Source organism: Euzebya tangerina, from assembly GCF_003074135.1.
In the GTDB taxonomy this organism is placed as follows: Bacteria; Actinomycetota; Nitriliruptoria; order Euzebyales; family Euzebyaceae; genus Euzebya; species Euzebya tangerina.
On the sequence record NZ_PPDK01000001.1, the window covers coordinates 3,089,548 to 3,103,075 of the forward strand.

Annotated in this window: 13 protein-coding genes; 8 read left to right on the forward strand and 5 right to left on the reverse strand. The window is 69.0% G+C overall.

The window, feature by feature from the left end:
* The first annotated feature begins 6 nt into the window (after positions 1–6).
* Together C1746_RS14330 and C1746_RS14335 are read left to right on the forward strand one after the other, a co-directional pair.
* Complete coding sequence (locus tag C1746_RS14330) at positions 7–1,053, forward strand: ABC transporter ATP-binding protein (protein WP_116715220.1); 1,047 nt, start codon at positions 7–9, stop codon at positions 1,051–1,053.
* Positions 1,022–2,095 carry an ABC transporter ATP-binding protein gene (locus C1746_RS14335; protein ID WP_162867763.1) on the forward strand — a complete coding sequence of 358 codons (1,074 nt, stop codon included), beginning with the start codon at positions 1,022–1,024 and terminating at the stop codon, positions 2,093–2,095. The genes C1746_RS14330 and C1746_RS14335 overlap by 32 nt, the downstream gene beginning before the upstream one ends.
* A gap of 5 nt (positions 2,096–2,100) precedes the next feature.
* On the opposite strand, the gene C1746_RS14340 is transcribed toward C1746_RS14335, so the two are convergent.
* From C1746_RS14340 to C1746_RS14350, 3 genes are all read right to left on the reverse strand, one after another.
* On the reverse strand, positions 2,101–3,831 hold the full coding sequence (locus tag C1746_RS14340) for a DEDD exonuclease domain-containing protein (protein WP_116715222.1): 1,731 nt from the start codon (positions 3,829–3,831) through the stop codon (positions 2,101–2,103).
* 77 nt (positions 3,832–3,908) lie between these two features.
* Complete coding sequence (locus C1746_RS14345; protein ID WP_116715223.1) at positions 3,909–4,790, reverse strand: proline iminopeptidase-family hydrolase; 882 nt, start codon at positions 4,788–4,790, stop codon at positions 3,909–3,911.
* A gap of 4 nt (positions 4,791–4,794) precedes the next feature.
* Positions 4,795–5,175 (reverse strand): DUF4440 domain-containing protein, encoded by a 381-nt coding sequence (locus tag C1746_RS14350; RefSeq protein ID WP_116715224.1) that lies wholly within the window; start codon positions 5,173–5,175, stop codon positions 4,795–4,797.
* Positions 5,176–5,325: 150 nt separating this feature from the next.
* On the opposite strand from C1746_RS14350, the gene C1746_RS14355 reads away from it, so the two are divergent.
* The gene (locus tag C1746_RS14355) at positions 5,326–6,243 is read left to right on the forward strand and encodes a helix-turn-helix domain-containing protein (protein WP_162867764.1); all 918 of its coding nucleotides are present in this window, start codon (positions 5,326–5,328) and stop codon (positions 6,241–6,243) included.
* On the opposite strand, the gene C1746_RS14360 is transcribed toward C1746_RS14355, so the two are convergent.
* Positions 6,240–7,670: a dihydrolipoyl dehydrogenase family protein gene (locus C1746_RS14360; protein WP_116715226.1), complete on the reverse strand. Its 1,431-nt coding sequence runs from the start codon at positions 7,668–7,670 to the stop codon at positions 6,240–6,242. The two genes, C1746_RS14355 and C1746_RS14360, sit on opposite strands and share 4 nt — an antisense overlap.
* A gap of 123 nt (positions 7,671–7,793) precedes the next feature.
* Here C1746_RS14360 and C1746_RS14365 point away from each other — a divergent pair, with 123 nt between their 5' ends.
* Positions 7,794–8,342, forward strand: a complete 549-nt coding sequence (locus C1746_RS14365; protein ID WP_116715227.1) for a DUF309 domain-containing protein — start codon at positions 7,794–7,796, stop codon at positions 8,340–8,342.
* 96 nt (positions 8,343–8,438) lie between these two features.
* Here C1746_RS14365 and C1746_RS14370 read toward each other — a convergent pair whose 3' ends face one another.
* Complete coding sequence (locus C1746_RS14370; protein ID WP_116715228.1) at positions 8,439–9,854, reverse strand: cryptochrome/photolyase family protein; 1,416 nt, start codon at positions 9,852–9,854, stop codon at positions 8,439–8,441.
* A 36-nt stretch (positions 9,855–9,890) separates the two neighbouring features.
* Here C1746_RS14370 and C1746_RS22540 point away from each other — a divergent pair, with 36 nt between their 5' ends.
* Genes C1746_RS22540 through C1746_RS14390 form a run of 4 tightly spaced genes read left to right on the forward strand, consistent with a single transcriptional unit; the run spans position 9,891 to position 13,464 of the window.
* Positions 9,891–10,193 (forward strand): hypothetical protein, encoded by a 303-nt coding sequence (locus tag C1746_RS22540; protein WP_205711858.1) that lies wholly within the window; start codon positions 9,891–9,893, stop codon positions 10,191–10,193.
* A gap of 6 nt (positions 10,194–10,199) precedes the next feature.
* Positions 10,200–11,018: a septation protein SepH gene (gene sepH, locus C1746_RS14380; protein WP_116715229.1), complete on the forward strand. Its 819-nt coding sequence runs from the start codon at positions 10,200–10,202 to the stop codon at positions 11,016–11,018.
* Positions 10,976–12,301, forward strand: coding sequence for a M48 family metalloprotease (locus C1746_RS14385; protein WP_116715230.1), 1,326 nt, complete (start codon positions 10,976–10,978; stop codon positions 12,299–12,301). The genes sepH and C1746_RS14385 overlap by 43 nt, the downstream gene beginning before the upstream one ends.
* A 59-nt stretch (positions 12,302–12,360) precedes the next feature.
* Complete coding sequence (locus C1746_RS14390) at positions 12,361–13,464, forward strand: glycosyltransferase family 4 protein (protein ID WP_205711859.1); 1,104 nt, start codon at positions 12,361–12,363, stop codon at positions 13,462–13,464.
* The last annotated feature ends 64 nt before the right edge of the window (positions 13,465–13,528 follow it).

Sequence of the window (13,528 nt, forward strand, 5' to 3'; positions counted from 1 at the left end):
CTCTCGATGACCGACACTGCAACCTCCGCCGATCCGGCCCGCAACCTGGGGGCCCACCCGGACACGCTCCTCGAGGTCGATGGCCTCCGCGTGGAGTTCCGCACCGACAGCGGTGTGGTGAATGCCGTCAACGGCGTGACCTACGACGTCCGCAAGGGCGAGACGGTGGCGATCCTGGGCGAGTCCGGCTCGGGGAAGTCCGTCAGTGCCCAGGCCATCATGGGCATCATCGACTCACCACCGGGGTTCGTCACCGCCGGTGAGCTGCGCTACCGAGGTGAGGACCTGCTGCAGATGAGCGACAAGGCTCGTCAGGAGATCCGGGGCGCGAAGATCTCGATGATCTTCCAGGACGCACTCAGTTCGCTCAACCCGGTGTTCAGCATCGGGTGGCAGCTCAGCGAGATGTACCGGGTCCACGAGGGCATGGCCAAGGACGAGGCCCGCACCCGGTCGATCGACCTGCTGCAGCGGGTGGGGATCCCCTCGCCGGAGCAACGCGTGGACAACTACCCCCACGAGTTCTCCGGTGGTATGCGCCAGCGGGCCATGATCGCGATGGCGATCGCGCTCAACCCCGAGATCGTGATCGCCGATGAGCCCACCACCGCCCTGGACGTGACTGTCCAGGCACAGATCATGGAGCTCCTGGCCGATCTGCAGCAGGACTACGGCATGGCCATGGTCCTCATCACCCACGACCTCGGGGTGGTGGCAGAGGTCGCGGATCGCGTGAACGTCATGTACGCCGGTCGGATCGTCGAGCACGGCTCAGCCCTCGAGGTGTTCGGCCAGCCCGCACACCCCTACACCATCGGTCTGATGGAGTCGATTCCTCGGGCCGACCTGAAGGGGGTCCAACTGACCCCGATCGTGGGTGCACCACCCGACCTGGCCAACCTGCCGAGCGGCTGCTCGTTCCACCCCCGCTGCCGATTCCGGCACACCAACTGCTTCGAGGAGAGACCACCGGTGGTCGATGTGCCAGGCGAGGGTCGATACGCCGAGTGCCTGTACGTCGATGAGGCCATGGAGGCTGAGGTCCGTGTCTGAGACACCACTGCTGCAGGTCAAGGACCTGGTCAAGCACTTCCCCATCAAGCAGGGCATCGTCTTCAAGAAGACCATCGGCCACGTCCAGGCCGTGGACGGGGTCAGCTTCGACCTACGCCAGGGCGAGACGTTGGGCCTGGTCGGGGAGTCCGGCTCGGGCAAGTCGACCGTCGCGCGGACACTGCTGCGACTGCACGAGCCCACCTCCGGGCAGGCCATCTTCAACGGCGAGGACCTCTTCGCGCTGTCCAACTCGGAGATGCGCCGGATGCGCCGGGAGATCCAGATGATCTTCCAGGACCCGTACGCCTCCCTGAACCCCCGCATGACGGTTCGTGACATCATCACGGAGGGCTGGAAGGTCCACAGCGACGTGGTTCCGAAGAAGGATCGCGAGCGACGGGCCACCGAACTGCTCGAACGTGTCGGGCTGAACCCCAACCACATCAACCGCTACCCCCACCAGTTCTCCGGTGGCCAGCGGCAGCGGATCGGTGTGGCCCGCGCGCTGGCGCTCGAGCCGAAGATCATCGTGGCCGACGAGCCGGTGTCAGCACTCGACGTCTCCGTCCAGGCCCAGGTGATCAACCTGCTCGAGGAGATCCAGGACGAGTTCAACCTCTCCTACATCTTCATCGCCCACGACCTCTCCGTCGTGCGGCACATCTCCGACCGCGTGGCGGTGATGTACCTCGGCCGAGTTGTCGAGATCGGAACCGAGAAGGAGATCTACGAACAGTCCACGCACCCCTACACCCAGGCACTGCTGTCGGCGACGCCGATTGCGGACCCCGAGAAGGCGCGCCACCGGCCCGACCGCATCCTGCTCGAGGGTGACCTGCCGTCCCCGTCGGACCCGCCGTCGGGCTGTCGGTTCCGGACGCGCTGCTGGAGGGTTCAGGACGAGTGCTCCGAGACCGACCCGGAGCTGGCCGACCGCGAGAACCATGGCCACCCGTCTGCGTGCCTGTTCCCCGAGGAGCGCGAGGTCCTGGCAACGGTGTCGGGTGATGAGGCCTTCTCAGGGCCCCCGGACGCCTGAGCCAGCTACTGACGGGATAGCTGCTTCCGCTCCAGTCGCCGCCGGCGCGACCGATCTCTCTCGGCGACGGTGATGGCGTGCGTGGAGCTCGCCACCACATGGGCGCCGGTGATGGGCCACGCGAACCCGGCCTCCGACCGCTCGAGCAGCACACCGGGGGCGGCCAGCCAGCGCTGCAGGGCCGCCAGCTCCTCCGGTGGCAACACCCGCGCCTCCGACGGAGCCAGGTCGACTCTGCGGGTCAGTGCGTCGATCTCACCGGACACCTGCTGGGCCGCCACCACCGACGTCCCGACGACCCATCCATGCCGCTGGACCAGTACCTCGCGGCGCGTGTCGTCGGCACCGGATCCGGCGGGTCGGGACGCCGCCAGCACACCGACCCTGATGAGGGCCAGATCGCGTCGGACCCTGGTCGTCCAGTCCAGCAGCACCTTCAGTCGCGTCCGCGTCCGCGCCGCCTCCTCGAATCGCCCGCGGGCACTCTGCTGTTCCATCCGACGGGTCAGTACCGCAACACACGCCGCCGGGTCGCCGGCCAACACCGCAGCGGCCGCGTCGGCGGCCGGTCCGTAGCCCGTCGGGTCGACCTGCCCGACGCAGGGCGCCACACAGCGCCCCATCTCCGCCAGGGCACACGCGTCGAACCGGGTGTCGGCCTTCATCGCGGTGCTGCACCGCCGTATGGGAACCGCGTCGTGGATCGCGTCGGCGATCTCCTCGGCCACCCGACGTGAGGGGAGTGGGCCCATGGCCGGTCGGCCGTGCCGCGGAGGCGTCCTGGCGATTGACAGTCGGGGATAGGCACCGCCCGTCAGCGTCAGCCACACGGGCTTGCGAACGGTCTTGCCGCGCCGGTTGAAGCGTGGGAGGTGTTCTCGAATCAGACGGGCCTCGCGGATCTCGGCCTCGATGGCAGTGGGTGTGACGATGTGCTCGATCCGCTTGGACTCCTTGACCAACTGCGCCATACGCGGCCGGGTGTCCGTACCGAAGTACTGACGCACGCGGGCGCGGAGGTCGGTCGCCTTCCCGACGTACAGCACCTCTCCCGCCGCGGAGATGAACTGATAGGTGCCGGGGCGGCGAGGGAGGTCGTCGGCCATCTTCCGTCGTGAGGAGAAGACCGGCATGTTTCGGACCTTGGAGAACTCGACCAGGTCCTCCAGCGTGACCACGCCGAAGGTTCCCGCGCGCTCGAGCATCGCGTGGAACACATCGACCGTCGCTCGGGCGTCGGCCAGCGCGCGGTGGTTCGGGACGGTCGAGGACCGGAAGAGGTGCGCGAGCGTTCCAAGACGTCGGTTCCGCGTCTCATCACCCACCACCCTGCGGGCGAGCTGTGCTGTGCAGACCACCGGATGATCGAGGCGGGGGTAGTCCAGACGCTGGAGGGCGGCGTTGAGGAAGCCGACGTCGAACCGTGCGTTGTGCGCCACCAGTGCCGCACCTCTGGCGAACTCGAGGAATGACGGCAGCACCGTCTCGATGCCTGGACGGCCTTCGACCAGTTGGTCGGAGATCCCCGTGAGGACGGTGATCTCGGCCGGCACCGATCGTCCCGGGTCCACGAGCGTGGCCAGCTCGCCGATCAACTCGCCGCCCCGGATCTTGACGGCGCCGACCTCGGTGATCCTGTCGTGCTCGGGGGACCCACCGGTGGTCTCGAGATCGACGACCACGAACGTCGTCTCGGACAGCGGCTGCCCGAGTTCGTCAAGGGACGGTTGGAACACCCGCTGGACGGTACACGAACATACGTTCGATCAGCAAGGGGCCGTTGGTGACCTTGCGCGACGGCATCGAGGCCGTCCTAGGGCGCAACGACGTCAGCGACGAAGGTGCGGAGCATGGGCAGGACCAGGTCGGGTGCCTCGTTGAGGGCGGTGTGGCTGGTGTCGGGGATCACCACCGCTTCAGCGCCTGCGATCCCCGCGGCCAGTTCGTGGGTGCAGGCGGGGACGATCTCGTCGTGTTGACCACAGAACACCAGCGTCGGCGCGTCGATCCGAGCGAGGTCAGCCGTCCGGTCCCAGGTGCGGAGGGAACCGACGACCGTGAACTCGTTGGGGCCGTTCATGGCGGGGTAGACCGGGCTGGTCTCGAGGTTGCCCACGCTCTCCAGGAAGTCGTCCGGCCAGGGGTCAGCCCGACACAGGTGACGTTGATAGAACACCTCCATCGCCGCCAGGTAGTCGGGGTGGTCGTACGAGCCGGTCGCGTCGTGCGTGTGGATGGCCTCCCGATGCTCCGGTGGCAGCGCCTGGATCAGAGGCTTGGTCCCCTCGATGAAGGAGGCGATGCTGGCGGAGGTGCTGGCGAGGATCATCCCGGCCACCCGGTCGGGGCGGTGCAGTACGTACTCCAGAGCCAACCAACCGCCCCAGCTGTGGCCCAGCAGGATCATGTCGTCGTAGGGCAGGGCGTCGGCAACGGCGTCCAACTCCCGGACGAAGCGGTCGACCTGCCACAGGCTGTCGTCGTCAGGGATGTCGGATCGGCCACATCCCAACTGGTCGTACAGCACGACCGGCACCAGATCGCTGAGCGTGCCGAGTGGCCGCAGGTAGGCTGCCCCGGCCCCAGGTCCGCCGTGGAGGCCGACCAGCGCCGTCCCACCATCCTGTGCGCCGTAGGTCTCGCAGTACACGCTGCCGCCAGGGACGTCGATCCGGTGTTCGGTGAAGCCCTGCATGGGCTCAACCCTCCGCCGGTGCGAAGAAGTCGGTGTGGACACGCCAGGCACCCGATGAGGTGGACCACACGACCAGGTAGCGGATCGCGGCGCGTTGTCCGCCCTCACCCGCCAGTGTGGCCAGGCCGGTCTCCACGGCCATGTCCCCCTCGTCCGCAAGCGTTGCCGTGGCCAGTTCAGCGGTGTGGAACCCCTGATCGCGCATGGCCTGGAAGAACCCGATGATCGTGTCGGCGTCCGTCGTCGACGGGAGCATGGCGCCGCCGTCGACCCGCGCTCCAGGTGCGTAGAACACCTCCATCAACGCCGGGATGTCGCCACTCCCGTACGCCTCCGCGAACGCGGCGTTGGCCGTGCTCACCCCCTGTGCTGCGGTGATGTCCATCGCTCGTACTCCACTCTGCTGCGGCGGTAGATCGGCTGTGATCCGTCTTGACCTCAGTCCACTGGCCCGTAGCCTTCACCCGACGAACGCCACCGGATTGCACCGGTGTGCGCGCGCGGACGTTCAATGCCATCTCGCGGAAGGACCTGTGTGAGGACCGTGCACGACGCCCTCGGCCGCAGACCGCGGCAACAGGCCTACGTCCGATACCTCCGCAGCAGTCCCTATCGCCATCACATCCGGTCGACGACGTCGTTTCTCGACGGCCGACTCTCGATGACGCGCATGGCTCAGCGAGCAGGTGCCTATCCGGATCCGCCGATCGACTGCGTGAACATCCAGCTGCTCGTCAGAGGCTCGGGGCCGGCAACCGTCGATCTGGGTCACGGGCCGTGGACGGGCACACCGCGGCCCGGTCAGGTGTTCATCGCGGGTCCGAACGTGCGGACCGACTATCGGGTGGGGTTCGACCACACGCTGATCGCCATCGGCGTGGACCTGTCGTTGATGGAGGAGGTGTGCGCTGGCGCCGGCACCCCGATGCCGGGTGGCCTGGTCGGGCCGTGCCAGGGTCCGATCTCACCCGGAGTCGTTGAGGCGCTGGTGCACCTGTTGGGTCACCCGGCCCCCCTGGGCATGGCCAGGTCCGATCGTGCGGTGAACAGCCTGCTGGCGTCGCTCTCCTGGGCTGTGGCGACGACGGAGACTGCAACAGCCACCGCCGACGGCCGGGAGGTGCTCGACGAGGAGCGCTTCATGGCAGCTCGGAAGGTACGTCGACAGTCGCGCGGATCAGCAACCAGCGTTGCCGCCCTCGCCCGAGACCTCGGTGTCGACCGGCATCGACTCGGTCGGGCCACACGGCAGCTGTTCGGGGTATCCCCCTCCGCCCTGCTCCGGCAGTGGCAACTCGAGCACGTGCGGCACTTGCTCGGCGAGTCGCAGCAAACCCTGTCGCAGGTTGCCTCGCTCGCAGGGTTCAGCGACCAAGCACACATGGGCCGTGTTGTCCGGCGTGAACTCGGGATGACCCCCGGTCAGCTCAGGGACGCCCTCGCAGAGGTCTAGAGCCCCTCCGGACGCGCCGGCCGGGCCTCGGCGCCCTTGTACTCGAAGAAGAACTGGGCGGCCGTCTCGCGGATGGCGAGTGACCACGAGGGGTAGGCGTGCACCATCTGCGCCAGACGCCCGGTGATCGTCTTCTGCTTGACCGCCAGGGCCAGCTCGTGGATCAGATCCCCGCCCGTTGGGGACACCACGGTGGCGCCGACCAGGTTCCCACCGGCGAGGCCCCGGACGAGTGTGTGCGGGCCGGCGATCAGCTTGACGAAGCCGTCCGTCTCATCGCTGGTCTTGGCTCGGTCGGTCTCGGCGATCGGCATGAACGCCACGCGCGCGGCGTCGCCGTACTCGTCGTAGGCCTGCGCCTCCGAGAGACCGACCCGGCCGATCTCCGGTTCGGTGAAGGTGGCCCACGGGATCACCCTGGGGTCGAACGACATCTGGATGAGCCCGAGCGCGTTGTTGACGGCCAGGGCACCGTGGTCATAGCCCACGTGGGTGAACTGCAACCCGCCGGTGATGTCCCCGACGGCGTAGACGTCGTCGGCCGTCGTCCGCAGCTTCTCGTCGACCTTGATGAATCCACGATCGGTGATCTGCACGCCCCCCTTCTCGGGCTCGAGGCCGCTGGTGACCGGCCGACGGCCGACCGCCGCCAGGACCTCCTCGGTCTGCACCGTCCGGCCGTCCTCGGTGGTGATCGTCACCGTGTCGCCGGCACGATGGACCCCCGTGACGAAGGAGCCGAGGACGAACTCGACGCCCTCGCGCTCGAGGACCTCCTGGATGACGGCGCTGGCCTCGGGTTCCTCCTTGCTGGCCACGCGGTCGACACCCTCGAAGATCGTGACCTGGGTGCCCAGCCGTTGGAATGCCTGTCCCAGTTCGAGACCGATGGGGCCACCGCCGAGGATGGCCAGGCTCCGCGGCTGCGACGTCTGCTCGAAGATGGTGTCATTGGTCAGGGGGTTCGCCTCGGCCAGTCCGTCGATCGGCGGCAGCAACGCCGTGGATCCGGTCCCGAGAACGATGGCCTTCTTCGCGGACACCGTCGTGCCCTCGACGGAGAGATGGCCGGGCGAGGTGAATGCCGCCTCGCCCAGCAGGACCTCGATCCCCTGGCTGTTCAGGGTCTCGACGCTCTCGTCCTGGCTGACGAACTCGCGGCGCCGGTGGACGGTCCCGATGATCTGCTCCCAGTTCACCTCGCCGTCGAAGCCGATGTCCCGGGCGGCCTTGACCTTGCGGGCCTGGTCGATCAGGGCCTTCGAGGGGACGCAGCCCGTCCAGGTGCAGTCTCCGCCGAGGCGGTGCCGTTCGATCAGGAGGACCGAGTGGCCCTTCCGGGCCGCGGTCCAAGCGGAGGCCAATCCGGCAGCTCCACCCCCGACAACGACGAAGTCGGCGGTTCTGTTGGTGCGGGAGGCGGGCATGCGGTGTCCTGTTGATCGTCGACCTGGTCGGGTACGAATCTAGTGGCGGCACCCAACAGCCGGTCGCCGTCGCTTCATTCCCGTCCCCGACCTGGCCAGGCATCCACGGCCCGGAGGCAGACCATGACCGACCAGTCCGAATCAGACGTCGTCCGACTTGCGCGTGATCGCAATGACGACGGCAAGCCCGAGAACGCGCGGCCGCGGGACCGGTTCGGGGCGCCGCTGCCGCGGGACGCCGAGGACCAGTTGCCCGATCGGGTCGAGCCGGAGGACGTCGTGGACACGGTGGAGGACACCCTGGCGTGCGCGATCGCCCTGTTCGACGAGGAACGCTTCTTCGAGGCCCACGAGTTCTTCGAGTGGGCGTGGAAGGGGCCGATGACGCCGGACGACCAGCGACAGCTGTTCAAGGGGCTGGCCCAGATCTGCGTCGGCTACTGCCACATCCAGCGTGGCAACGCCACAGGTGCGGCCTCGCTTCTGGAGCGCGGCATCGAGCACATCGAGCCGTACGGCGAGAACGCGCAGGGGATCGACCTGGTGGCAGTGGGCGAGGACGCCCAGCGGATGGTCGGCACCCTTCAGCAGTTGGCGGCGCAGGAGGGGGAGGCGCGTGATCCGAAGCTCAGGGAGCTCGTCACCTTCCCGCAGTTCCACACCGCCTCCTGAGGCTGTGGCCCCCGCGCGGGCACCCCGTGCGCCAGGCGTCGCGCATCACAGTCAAGCAGCGGCGCGGTCAGGAGCGAGGCAGGCGCCGCTCAAGCCCTAGGACTTGTGCTCGTCGAACCACGCCAGCGCGCGTTCGCGCGCCTCGCTGTGATCCACGATCGGCTCGGGGTAGTCCTCGCCGATGTGGACCCCGTGCTCCTCCTGCTCGTCAGCTGACAGCGTCCAGGGTTCGTGGATGGCCGGTGCCGGGACGTCCGCCAGCTCGGGGACGTAGCGGCGCACGTACTCGCCGTCCGGGTCGAATCGCTTGCCCTGCGTGACCGGGTTGAAGATCCGGAAGAACGGCTGGGCGTCGGTGCCCGTCCCGGCCGCCCACTGCCAGCCACCGTTGTTGCTGGACACGTCCCCGTCCACCAGGTTGGCCAGGAAGTGGGACTCGCCTCGCCTCCAGTCGATCAGCAGGTCCTTGCAGAGGAAGCTGGCCACGATCATCCGCGCCCGGTTGTGCATCCATCCGGTGGTGGCCAGCTGTCGCATCGCGGCATCCACCACCGGATAACCGGTCTGGCCGGCCGCCCAGACCTCGAACTCGTCCTCGTCGTCCCGCCAGGGGAGCTCGCGGTACTCCTCCCTGAACGCCGACGTGGCAGCCTCCGGCCACTCGTCCATCACGTGCAGGTAGAAGTCCCGCCAGGCGATCTCGGTCGCGAAGGCCTTCTGGCCGGGGTTGCGCCGGTCCAGGCGACCCCAGACCTCGCGGGCAGAGAGGACACCGAAGTGCAGGTCGGGGGAGAGGCGGCTGGTCCCGTCGACCGCCAGGTGGTCACGCCGGTCGTCGTAGGAGTCCACGGCCCCCTCGAGCCAGGTGTCCAGCCGCGCCCGCGCGGCCTGTTCGCCACCGTCCGGCCACGCCTCCTCGGGACCGTCGGCCTGCAGCAGGTCGTGGTCGGAGATCGCCTCGCCGTCGATGTCGTCCGGCGCCGGGGGCAGCTCGGCAGGAGCATCGATGACGTCGCCGTGGTTCTCCTCCTTCCACGACCGGTGGAACGGCGTGAAGACCTTGTAGACGGACCCCGAGCCGGTCAATACCGATCCCGGCGGCGCGATCGCCACGCCGCCATGGCCCACCAACTCCACATCGTCCAGAGCATCGCCAACCGCCTCGTCCCGCCGCGTCGAGAAGGGTGAGTGGTCGACCGAGACGTGGACCCGCTCGGCCCCGACCTGTGCGGCAACGCGCGGCACGACCTCAGCAGGGTCACCGGTCAGGACCACCAGACGATTGTCCCGGTCCTCCAGACTGGCCGACAGATCAGCCAGCGCGTGGCGGAGGTAGATGATCCTGGCCGGGGACATGCGCGATGAGGTCAGTAATCGTTCGTCCAGGACGAACAGACACAGGAGCGTCGCTGCGTCGGCCGCCTGGGAGAGGGCAGGATGGTCGGTGACCCGCAGGTCCCGGCGAAACCACATGATCTCGGTTGACGTCGAGGATTCCCGGTGGGATGACATGCCCCACACCTACCCCGGAACGGACGACGAGCACCCATGACCGCGCAGGAGTCACCCGAGCCCGATGGATCATCAGACGCCGCACCCGCTCACGCCGGCGCTGCCGTTGGCCTCGAGCCGGGCACGCGCTTCAAGTGCGAGGGCTGTGGCAACCTGACCCGCTTCGACGTCGTGGCCACCGAGCGGACGCAGCGGTACTGGCACGTGTCGGTGTCCGGTGTCGGCGAAGTGGAGGAATCCGTGACACAGGAGCAGACGATCCACTCCGTGACGTGCCGCTGGTGTGGCTCGAGCGACCGCATCGTCACCGAACCCGCGCCGGTTGATGCAATAGCCTGACGGGGCATGCACACGCTGGAACTGGTCGGGTACACCGCTGACCTGACGTCGCTGGTCCTGGCCGTCCCCGGCACCGGTGAGCGCTTCCGGGTGGACCTGTCCACCGAGCTCATGAGCACCCTGGTCGAGGTGCTCGAACTGGCCGAGGATCACGAGCGACTGGAGTTGCTGGCAGACCTCGTGCCGCTGGCACAGGTCCCCGCCGCCGGTCAGGCAGCCGTGGTGCCGTTCCGCTCGGAGGGCCGTAACTCCTCCCTCACACCCTCGGAGATCCAACGCATGCTGCGGGCCGGGCGATCGCCCGAGACCGTGGCGGATCAGGCCGGCGTCAGTCGTGAGTGGGTCATGCGCTGGTACCAGCCGATCGCTGCGGAGCAGCGCAAGGTCATCAGCTCGGTCCGCGGGGGCCGACAGGAGCGGCCCGGGTTCGGTCTGTCCGACACCCTGATCGGCGAGGCGGTCCGGATGAACCTGATGGAGCGCGGGGTGGAAGATGAGGACGTCGAGTGGCAGGCCACACGCCCGGAGGGCCGCCCCTACTGGACCGTGACCGTGGTCTTCACAGAGAACAGGCGTCCCCAGAAGGCGACCTGGCGGTACGACATCGGCACCGGACGGGTCACGGCTCGCGACGACCTGGCCATCGACCTGGGCTGGACCATGCCGGTCACCCATCCAACGCCAGGGGTGTTGCACGCGGCCATGCCGGAGGAGGACGAGGAGCAGCCCCGTCCGACCCGGCGGGCGGCACCGCCACCGCCACCGCGGCGTGATCGGACGTCGTGGGCGCCGCCGTCGCCGCCGTCGGGGCCAAGGAGACGATGAACGACGGTGTTGCCGGAGCGTCGGGGAGCGCCGCCCGCGTCGCGAGCATCCCCTCCGGGTGGTATCGGGGGTTGTGGGTGGCGGCCGGCCTGGCCGTCGTGGGGGCGGTAGTCGCAGAGCTGACCCGACCCGTCGCCGACCCGGCCGTGCCCGTCGCACTGGTCGAGTTCCTCGGCGAGGAGCAGGTCGCAGCCGCGGAGACGTATCGGGCTCCGCTGCGGGTCGCATCGCTGGTGTCGAGGGGACTGCGGATCGCCGCGGCCGGTCTGCTGCTGTGGTGGGCTGCTCGGTCGGACGCGGGGAGCCGATGGCTGCAGGTGCGCTCGCGCCGTCGGTCCTGGCAGCGCCTGGTCGGTCTCGGTGCCGTCGCCGCTGCGGCGTGGGCCATCACCGACCTGGTGCGACTGCCCCTGCAGCTCTGGGCCCGGACCCGGTCTGTGGACGTCGGCCTGTCAACCCAGGACCTGACTGGCTGGTTCCGTGATTATGTCGTCACCGTGGGGCCGCAGTGGATCGGGGTGGCGCTCGCCGCCATCGCCGGCGTGGTGCTGCGTGAACGGCTTGGTCGGCAGTGGGTTCCGGTCGCCGCCCTGCTGGCCGGTCTGGTCGGGGCGATCCTCGTGGTCGTGAGCCCGCGGGTGTTCGAGCCGCTGCTCTTCGACTTCACCCCCCTCCCGGCGGGCGAGTTGCGGGACGGCATCACCGAGTTGGCCGACACCGCACCGTTCGACGCCGAGATCTTGGTCGCGGACGCCAGCCGCCGGACGACGGCGGCCAACGCCTACGTCTCGGGGATCGCCGGAACCCGTCGGATCGTGCTGTACGACACCCTCATCGAGGACACGCCGACACCGGTCATCCTGGCGACGGTGGCCCATGAGATCGCCCACACCGAACACCGGGACCTCGAGCGGACGGCGCTCAGCCTGTTCGGCATCGCGGTCGTGATCGTGTGGGTGCTGGACCGGGTGATGGGTGAGACGGCCGTGGGCGCATCCGGACGGGTTCGGGCCAGCGGCGTCGTCCGCGCGGTTGCCGTCCTCGTGGTGGGGGCGGTGCTCATCGCACCGATCGGCCAGTGGTCGTCTCGGCGGACCGAACGAGCAGCCGACCAGCGGGCCTTGGAGATCTTGCAGGACGGTGCGGTGTACCGCGAGATGCTGCTGACGCTGGCCGAACGCAACCTCTCGGATCCCGATCCGCCGGCCTGGATCGTCGGCCTGGCCTTCTCCCACCCGCCCATGCCCGAGCGGGTCGGCCGAGCGGAAGCGGCCACAAGGTGAACGACGGGCGTGGTCGGCCGGGCAGGGAGTCGGAGGAGGCGTGCCCACGGACCCTCTGGGTGACCAACGACTTCCCCCCTCGCTCGGGCGGCATCGAGCAGATGGTGTCCCACCTCGTGGGCACGCTGCCCCCGGATTCGGTCATGGTCCTCGCCTCGCCGTGGCAGGGAGCCACCGAGCACGACCGGGCGTTGCCCTACCCGGTCCGGCGGGTCCACCGACGCCCCCTGCTCCCCACGCCGGCACTTCTGCGCACCGTCCGGGCGGCCGCCAGTGATCACCAGGCCGATGTCGTGGTCTTCGGCTCTGCCTGGCCGCTCGCCGAGCTGGCCGGACGACTTGACCTCCCCACGTTGGGCATCACCCACGGCCGCGAGGCCGGCATGGCCCGCTACGGACTGGCGCCCCTCATGCGTCGACTGGCTCGGGGCTGCACGGCCATGACCGTGCTGAGTGACTACACCGCCGGCCTCTTGGCGCCGGTGCTGGACCGTCTGACCGACCTCCACCGACTGCCGGGTGGGGTCGACACCCAGACGTTCACGCCCGACGGGCCAGACCTGCGCGAGCAGCACGGCCTCGAGCCTGACCAACCCGTCGTGGTCTGCATCAGCCGCCTGGTCCGGCGGAAGGGACAGGACGTCCTGATCGAGCAGTGGCCACGCGTCCGGGCAGCCGTGGCAGATGCCCACCTCCTCATCGTGGGGACCGGTCCGCTGGAGGAGGAGTTGACCGATCGCGTCGCCGAGCTCGGACTGGGCGACGCCGTCACCCTCACCGGTGAGGTCCCCTGGGCCGACCTGCCGGCCTACTACCGAACCGGCGATGCCTTCGCGATGCCGTGCCGGACGAGGTTGCTGGGAACCGACGTCGAGGGTCTGGGCCTGGTGTTCCTCGAGGCCCAGGCATGTGGTGTCCCGGTGGTGGTGGGCGACTCCGGCGGCGCACCGCAGACGGTCGTACAGGGCGAGACCGGCGTCGTGGTCGACGGACACGACCCGGATTCGGTCTACGCGGCTGTGGTGGGGCTGCTCAGCGACCCCGGCCGTCTGCGGACCATGGGGGAGGCCGGCACCGAGTTCGTCCGGCGGCAGTGGGAGTGGTCGGTGATCGGCCAGCGGTTGCTCCGAGCGATCCAGGCGGCAGCGCGTGGCGGAGCATGACTTGCTACGGTCCGGGCTGGCGTCGGCTGACCGGCTGACGTGCGACGCGAGCCGAGGAGCCGGA

Coding starts and splice junctions, on each gene's coding strand:
- C1746_RS14330 (WP_116715220.1), top strand. CDS start 7: ATGACCGACACTGCAACCTCCGCCGATCCGGCCCGCAACCTGGGGGCC.
- C1746_RS14335 (WP_162867763.1), top strand. CDS start 1,022: ATGAGGCCATGGAGGCTGAGGTCCGTGTCTGAGACACCACTGCTGCAG.
- C1746_RS14345 (WP_116715223.1), bottom strand. CDS start 4,790: ATGCAGGGCTTCACCGAACACCGGATCGACGTCCCTGGCGGCAGCGTG.
- C1746_RS14350 (WP_116715224.1), bottom strand. CDS start 5,175: ATGGACATCACCGCAGCACAGGGGGTGAGCACGGCCAACGCCGCGTTC.
- C1746_RS14360 (WP_116715226.1), bottom strand. CDS start 7,670: ATGCCCGCCTCCCGCACCAACAGAACCGCCGACTTCGTCGTTGTCGGG.
- C1746_RS14365 (WP_116715227.1), top strand. CDS start 7,794: ATGACCGACCAGTCCGAATCAGACGTCGTCCGACTTGCGCGTGATCGC.
- C1746_RS14370 (WP_116715228.1), bottom strand. CDS start 9,854: ATGTCATCCCACCGGGAATCCTCGACGTCAACCGAGATCATGTGGTTT.
- C1746_RS22540 (WP_205711858.1), top strand. CDS start 9,891: ATGACCGCGCAGGAGTCACCCGAGCCCGATGGATCATCAGACGCCGCA.
- sepH (WP_116715229.1), top strand. CDS start 10,200: ATGCACACGCTGGAACTGGTCGGGTACACCGCTGACCTGACGTCGCTG.